General features: G+C 72.6%; 7 protein-coding genes. 1 reads left to right on the top strand and 6 read right to left on the bottom strand.

Annotated elements, in window-relative coordinates; all coding sequences use genetic code 11:
• Nucleotides 1-155: 155 nt before the first annotated feature.
• The 5 genes from cseC to ABT085_RS17520 form a co-directional block, all read right to left on the bottom strand.
• Entirely contained in the window at nt 156-1,517 is a 1,362-nt protein-coding gene (gene cseC / locus ABT085_RS17540; protein WP_351607951.1) for a two-component system sensor histidine kinase CseC, read from the bottom strand.
• 12 nt (nt 1,518-1,529) lie between these two features.
• Nucleotides 1,530-2,231, bottom strand: a complete 702-nt coding sequence (cseB, locus tag ABT085_RS17535) for a two-component system response regulator CseB (RefSeq protein WP_351607948.1) — start codon at nt 2,229-2,231, stop codon at nt 1,530-1,532.
• A 129-nt stretch (nt 2,232-2,360) separates the two neighbouring features.
• Nucleotides 2,361-3,017: a hypothetical protein gene (locus tag ABT085_RS17530; protein ID WP_351607945.1), complete on the bottom strand. Its 657-nt coding sequence runs from the start codon at nt 3,015-3,017 to the stop codon at nt 2,361-2,363.
• Nucleotides 3,005-3,544 (bottom strand): SigE family RNA polymerase sigma factor, encoded by a 540-nt coding sequence (locus ABT085_RS17525; protein ID WP_152895151.1) that lies wholly within the window; start codon nt 3,542-3,544, stop codon nt 3,005-3,007. The genes ABT085_RS17530 and ABT085_RS17525 overlap by 13 nt, the downstream gene beginning before the upstream one ends.
• Before the next feature lie 280 nt (nt 3,545-3,824).
• Nucleotides 3,825-4,763, bottom strand: coding sequence for an iron-sulfur binding domain-containing protein (locus ABT085_RS17520; RefSeq protein ID WP_351607942.1), 939 nt, complete (start codon nt 4,761-4,763; stop codon nt 3,825-3,827).
• Nucleotides 4,764-4,981: 218 nt separating this feature from the next.
• Between ABT085_RS17520 and ABT085_RS17515 the strand changes: the two genes are divergently transcribed.
• On the top strand, nt 4,982-5,806 hold the full coding sequence (locus ABT085_RS17515; protein ID WP_351607939.1) for a hypothetical protein: 825 nt from the start codon (nt 4,982-4,984) through the stop codon (nt 5,804-5,806).
• A 119-nt stretch (nt 5,807-5,925) separates the two neighbouring features.
• Here the strand turns inward: ABT085_RS17515 and disA are convergent, their stop codons facing one another.
• On the bottom strand, nt 5,926-7,050 hold the full coding sequence (disA, locus tag ABT085_RS17510; RefSeq protein ID WP_351607936.1) for a DNA integrity scanning diadenylate cyclase DisA: 1,125 nt from the start codon (nt 7,048-7,050) through the stop codon (nt 5,926-5,928).
• Nucleotides 7,051-7,075: the final 25 nt, after the last annotated feature.

The raw sequence follows: 7,075 nt of genomic DNA, 5'->3' as shown, positions 1-7,075 counted from the left end.
GGGCCCCAGAGCCTCAGTGACGACCGTGGGCGACCCCCGCGAGTTCAGGGCCTGGGCCGCGGGCGGCCCAGGCCCTGAGGGACGGTCCTGGGAGGATCCCCAGGACCCCAGGGGCGGCCGCAGGCGGCCCCCGGGGCCGCAGGGTCGCCCCGGCGCTAGTGTCCGGTCGGCAGCATCGGGTGGCTTCCCGTGTTCGTCGGCGCGTGCTCCGGCAGCCACAGGACGGCGACCGCGCCCTCGGCCGGGATGTGCTCGGGAGCCCCGGCCGGGCGGACGTTACGGAAGGTCAGACGGGCGCCCAGCACCCGGGCCTGGCCGGCCGCGATCGTCAGGCCGAGCCCGTGGCCGCGCCCCGAGCGGTCGCTGCTGCCCGTGCGGAACCGGCTCGGCCCTTCGACGAGCAGGTTCTCGGGGAAGCCGGGGCCGTGGTCGCGGACCCGGATGACCCGGCCCTCGACGGTGACCTCGACCGGCGGCCTGCCGTGCCGGGCGGCATTGGCCAGCAGGTTGAACAGCACCCGTTCCAGGCGCCGCGGGTCGGTGGTGACCTCCGACTCGTGCACCACCCGCACCTCGACACCGGGGTCCTTCGCCGCCACCCGCCGGGACACGAAGTCGCCCAGCAGGATGTCCTGCAACTCGGCCCGCTCCGAGGCGCCGTCCAGCCGGGCCACCTCCAGCACGTCCTCGACCAGCGTGCGCATCGCCTTCGCCCGGTCCAGCACGAGTTCCGTCGGCCGGCCCGGCGGCAGCAGTTCGGCCGCCGTCAGCAGCCCGGTCACCGGGGTGCGCAGCTCGTGCGCGATGTCCGCGGTGACCCGCCGCTCCGCCTCCAGACGCTGCTGGAGGGCGTCCGCCATCGCGTCGACCGCGTGCGCCAGGTCGTCCGTCTCGTCCTGCACGACCCCGCCGATGGCGTCGCGCACCCGTACGTCCGGCTCGCCCCTGGCGACCTGGTTGGCCGCGGCGGCCGCCTTGCGCAGCCGGCGCGACAGCTGACCGCCGATGAGCACGCCGAGCGCGCTTCCGCCGAGGACCACCGCGATCGAACCGATCACCAGAGCCTGGTCGAGATCCTTGAGGATGTCCGTGCTGCGGTCGGTGAACCCGGTGTGCAGCGACAGCACATGCCCGTTCTTGACCGGCACGGCCGCCCAGATGTCCGGCTCCCCGCCCGCGCTGTCGGACACGAAGGTCGCCCGGCGCCCCTCGGCCACCTTCTCCCGCAGCTCCGCCGGCAGGTCCATGTCGTCGATCTTGATGTTGGGGAAGTTGAGCCGCCCGGACGCCTCGTAACCGCGCTGGGCGATCAGCACCCGCTCGTCGGCGAGGTCGCGCGCGTTGTCCAGCATCGAGACCCGGGCGGCGTTGTGCACGACCACGCTGAGGGCGAGCGCCACCAGCGCGCCGACCAGCGCGATGGCCGCGCTCAGTTTCCACCGCAGCCCCGTACGGATGTCCGGGTGCTTGTCGCCGAACGAGCGCAGACGTCCGATGATCCCCCGTGTGACCTGCATGAATCGCCCCGCTCAGGCTTTCAGCTTGTAACCGAAACCGCGGACCGTCTCGATGCGGTCCTGGCCGATCTTGGTACGCAGCCGCTGCACATGGACGTCGACCACGCGGGTGTCCCCGCCCCACCCGTAGTCCCACACGCGCTCCAGGAGCTTGTCGCGCGAGAGCACCGTGCCCGGCGCCGAGGAGAACTCCAGCAGCAGCCGCATCTCGGTCGGGGTGAGGGCCACCGGCTGTCCGGCGCGGCGCACCTCCATGCCCTCGGTGTCGATCTCCAGCTCGCCGAAGGCCAGCACCCCGCCGGCGGCGGCAGCGGCCTCGCCCGCGCGGTCGGCCCCGCCGGCGTGACCGAAGCGGCGCAGCACGGCACGGATGCGGGCCACCAGCACGGCGCCGTCGAACGGCTTGGTCACATAGTCGTCGGCGCCGGCCTCCAGGCCGAGGACGACGTCGATGGCGTCGGCGCGCGCCGACAGCATGATCACGGGGACCGTGGACTCGTCCCGGATGCGCCGGCACAGGCTGACGCCGTCCAGGCCGGGAACCATGACGTCCAGCAGCGCGATGTCGGGGCGGTTCGCGCGGAACGCCTCCAGGCCCGACAGCCCGTCGGGCATCGCGGTGACCACGAAGCCGTCCCGCTCCAGCGCGAGTTGGGTGGCCTCGCGGATGACGTCGTCGTCCTCGACGAACAGCACGTGGGTCTGGTCTGCCATCCCGGTGTTCTCAGTCCTTCCGGCGGTCGGTGCGGTGGTCGGTCGGGTCGGTCGGATCGGGCGGGCCGTTCGGGCCCGGGGTCACCCCGCGCCGCGCCCGGTCCGTGCCCGGCTCGGCCGTGCCCCGGGTCATCTGCGGTCGGGCGACGGGGTCGGCGCCGTGCCCGCGGCGTTGCTGTAGTCGTTGTACGACCGGTACTCCTCGGTGAAGCGGTCCGCGGACCAGCGGTACGTGATCACGTCCTCGCCGGACGGACTCGAGACCGGGTCGTCCTTGCCGTACACCTGCTTGGTCACCACCAGGTCGCCGCGGTCGATCTCCGCGTAGGCCGGGGGCTCCTCGACCTTGAACACGTCCGTGTACCGGCCGTCCTGCTCGCGATACACGTAGGAGCCGAGGCCGATCGCGTCGGCGCAGGTCAGCACGTTCACGACGATGTCGCTCGACGGCCCTCCGGTCAGGTCACCGTAGGAGACGTCCACCGGGTAGTCGTCGCCGGCGCACGGCTTCAGCCCCCGCTTGACCTCCGCGGAGACCTGCGGGTCGGCCTTGACGAGCCGCACCACGTCCACCTGGGCCGGGGTGCCGGAGGGCGAGGCCGTGAGGGAGGGGACGGCGCCCGGCACGGTGTCGGAGTGGGCCGGTCCCTCGTCACGGGCGCCGGTGCCGCCGGTGGCGCAGCCGGCGGCGAAAAGCCCGAGGGCGGTGATCACGAACATCGCCGTGAACACCGCCTGGAAGGTTCCGCGGGCCGCTGTGGGCCCGGTGCCGGTCAGGCCGCGCAACGCTCCTGCTCCTCACGCTCCAGCGCGCGTGCGTCCAGATCACGGCTCTCCAGCTCCTCGCGGAGCCGGGCGAGCGCCCGGTGCAGCGTGCTCTTGACCGTTCCGGCCGACATGCCCAGGGCAGCGGCCGTCTCCTCCGTGGACATCTGCTCCCAGTGTCGCAGCACGACGACGCTGCGCTGCTTCGGGGCGAGCACCTTCAGGGCGTCCATCAGCAGGGCGCGGTCGGCGTGCTGCTCGGTGGAGTCGTCGATGCAGGCGTCCGGCAGCTGCTCGGTCGGCACCTCTTCGAGCTTGCGCGCCCGCCACCACTCGGTCCGAGTGTTGATCATGACCCGGCGCAGGTAGGCGTCGGCCAGCCGCTTGTCCGCGATGCCCTCCCAGCGGCCGTACGTCCGCGCCAGCGCCGTCTGGAGGAGGTCCTGGGCATCGACCGGGTCCGGGACCAGCCGGCGCGCACTGCGCAGCAGCGCGTCCTGCCGGGTGCGGACGTACTCCTCGAATTCGAGCACCTCGCCCTGCGCCATGATCGACCGCCTCCGTTCCCCGTTTTACTCCGGCCCGTGTCCGTCGTCCCCGTGTTGGTGCCGGGTACGCAGACGAAGCTACGGAGGTGTTGTCACGAGGCTGTGCGAAGCAGCCTGCGGGGAGCCCTCGGCTGTCCGTCGGTTGTGTAACGGAAGTAGGTCCGGGGTAAGGGGGCGAGGTGAATCATGCTGGTATGGGGGGATTTGGTAACCGCCGAGGCTAGGTGCAGCCCTGGAGCCGGCTGTGAAGAAGCCCGCCTTCCTGTGAGGTGACCATGCGTCAGGTCAGCGGCAGCCGGTACCGGCCGCCGGGCAGCGGCTCCACCAGACCGTCCGCGACGAGCCCGTCCAGGGCGCGGGCGCGCTGCACCGGCTCGTGCCACACCCGGTCGAGCGCGGCCTGCGGGACCGGGGTGTGGGCCTCGCGCAGGACGGCCAGCAGCTTGCCGCGGACCTGCCGGTCCGTGCCCGCGTACGTCTGACCGCGGCGCGGCGGGCCCTCGTGCTCCGGCTTCCCGGCCAGCCGCCAGGCGCACTGGCCGGCGATCGGGCAGCGGTGGCAGGCCTCGCTCTTCGCCGTGCACACCAGCGCGCCGAGCTCCATGGACGCGGCCGCCCAGCGTGCCGCGGTCCGCTCCTCCTCGGGCAGCAGGGCGCGGGCCAGCTTGCGTTCGGCGGCGGTGGTCGCGTTCGGCGGATACCGCACGCCGGTCACGGCACGGGCAAAGACCCGGCGGACATTGGTGTCCAGCACGGCGTGGCGCCGGCCGTACGCGAACGACGCGACGGCGGCGGCCGTGTACTCGCCGATCCCGGGCAGGGCGAGCAGCTGGGCGTGGTCGGACGGTACGTCGCCGCCGTGCCGGTCCGTTATGGCGACGGCGGCGCCGTGCAGGCGCAGGGCGCGGCGCGGGTAACCGAGCCGGCCCCAGGCGCGCACGGCCTCGCCGGGGGCCTCCGCGGCGAGGTCGGCGGGGCGTGGCCAGCGGGCCATCCACTGCTCGTAGACCGGCAGGACCCGGTTCACCGGCGTCTGCTGGAGCATGAACTCGCTCACCATCACGCCCCAGGGGCCGGCCTCCGGGTGCCGCCAGGGCAGGTCGCGGGCGTGGGTGTCGAACCAGGTGATGACGGGTGTGTGCAGATGCGTCCCGTCGACCGGGCTGCCGGAGGAACCGGGGGCCGGGACGGTGTGCGGGGGTTTCGTGGGCGCAGTCATGGCATTTCCGATCCTGCCACGGGTCGGCCGGGCGTGGTTCGAGGCTGGCCCGGCACGGGGGCCGTCCGGTGGCCCCGGCGACCGCCTTACCGGTGTCCGGAGCGACCGCCTCGGAAAACGGACCGGAACCTCTGTTTCCGGAATGATGATCCGGAAAAGTTGAGGATCGGCGGCGGGTGGGGCCAGCGAACGCGGGGATCTCTCGTAAAGTTTGCGCCGTGGGATCTCTGCGCAATCCGATCGGGCCACTTCCCTCCACCATCTACTGGCGCCGGAGGGCCGTAATGCTGTCCGTGGTCGCCCTGTTGGCGCTGCTGGTGACATGGATCGTCACCGCGGGCGGCGGGGGCGCCAAGCACGACGCCGACGGTTCGAACGGCAAGAATCCCGCCTCCTCGATCACTCCCGGGCCGTCCGGTTCCGGGCCGGCGATAAGTCAAGCCCCGGGCGGGCGCGACGAGTCGAGCGGCAGTGCCACCGGCAGCCCCTCCGACTCGGGCTCTGCGTCCGGCTCGGCCTCCGGTTCGAGTTCCGGCGCGGGCGGCTCCGACGGATCCGCGAGCGGCGACGACTCCGCTGCTTCGGGGGGCGGTTCGGGCGGCGGTGGCGGTACGGGCGCCCTGCCGGCCGGCTCCCCGCTGCCCAACTGCACTGCCAGCGTGATCACGTTGACGCTGAACAGCGTCCGCAACACCTACACGCCGGACCAGGCGCCCGCCTTCCGGCTGACCGCGAAGAATTCCTCCGCCAACGACTGCAAGGTCGATCTCGGGCCGCAGAACACGGTGTTGACGATCACTCAGACCGGCAGCGCGGGCGTGTACTGGGCGTCCGACGACTGCCCCGGGGACTCCGCGAACCGGTTCTACCGGGTCCCGGCGGGCAGCAGCGCCACGTACACCGTGAAGTGGGACCGCAAGCCGAGCGCCCCCAAGTGTGCGACGCCTCCGGCCGGTTCGGCGGGGCCGGGCACGTATCTGGTGGAGGCGAAGGCCCCGGGCTTCCCGAAGAAGCAGACGTCGTTCGTGCTGTCGGCGGACTGAGCCCGCTGTCGGCGGACCGAGCCCTGCGCCCGCTGCCGGGGCGGAGTGGTACCGCGGCGGGCGGTGCCGGGGGCGGTCTGCCCGCCGGGTTTCTGCGGGGCGGGTGCTGCGGACAGGACTCAGACGTAGCGTTCCAGGATCGACGACTCCGCCAGCCGCGACAGGCCCTCGCGGACACTGCGGGCCCGCGCCTCGCCGACGCCGTCGACCGTCTGGAGGTCGTCCACGCTGGCGGCGAGCAGCTTCTGCAGTCCGCCGAAGTGCTCGACCAGGCGGTCGATGATGGCGCCCGGCAGCCGCGGCACCTTGGCCAGCAGGCGGAAGCCGCGCGGGGACACCGCGGAGTCGAGCGTCTCGGGAGAGCCGGTGTAGCCCAGCGCCTTCGCCACCGTGGACAGTTCGAGCAGCTCGGCGTGGCTGAGGGCGTCGAGCTCGGCGAGCGCCTCGTCGACCGTGCGGGAACGCTTGGCGGTGGGCTCGGGCACGTAGTCCCGGACGACGAGTTCCCGCTCGGGCTCCACGCCCGCGATCAACTCGTCGAGCTGGAGGGCGAGGAGACGGCCGTCCGTGCCCAGCTCGACGACGTACTCGGCGATCTCGGTGGCGATGCGCCGCACCATCTCCAGGCGCTGCGAGACCGCGGAGACATCGCGGACGGTGACCAGGTCCTCGATCTCCAGTGCCGACAGCGTGCCCGCGACCTCGTCGAGGCGGAGCTTGTAGCGCTCCAGGGTCGCCAGGGCCTGGTTGGCGCGGGACAGGATCGCCGCCGAGTCCTCCAGGACACGGCGCTGGCCGTCCACGTACAGGGCGATCAGCCGCATGGACTGGGAGACCGAGACCACCGGGAAGCCGACCTGCTTGGAGACCCGGTCCGCCGTGCGGTGCCGGGTGCCGGTCTCCTCGGTGGGGATCGTGGGGTCGGGCAGCAGCTGCACGCCCGCGCGCAGGATCTTCGACAGGTCCGACGACAGCACGATGCCGCCGTCCAGCTTGCACAGCTCACGCAGCCGCGTGGCGGTGAACTCGACATCCAGCACGAAACCGCCCGTGCACATCGACTCGACGGTCTTGTCGGACCCGAGCACGATGAGTCCGCCGGTGTTGCCCCGCAGCACCCGCTCCAGACCGTCGCGCAGGGCCGTACCGGGCGCCACAGCACTCAGTGAGGCGCGCATCCGGCCCTCGACACCGGAACTCCCGCCGGACTTCCCGGGAGCTGCTCCCCGGTCGTTGGCTGCCACTGCACTCCTCCGGTCGCAGGTTCTG

It is taken from the genome of Streptomyces sp. NPDC002265 (assembly GCF_040296125.1).
Taxonomy (GTDB): domain Bacteria; phylum Actinomycetota; class Actinomycetes; order Streptomycetales; family Streptomycetaceae; genus Streptomyces.
Note: the sequence above shows the minus strand (reverse complement) of the source record. Positions and strands in the feature narration are given on the sequence as shown.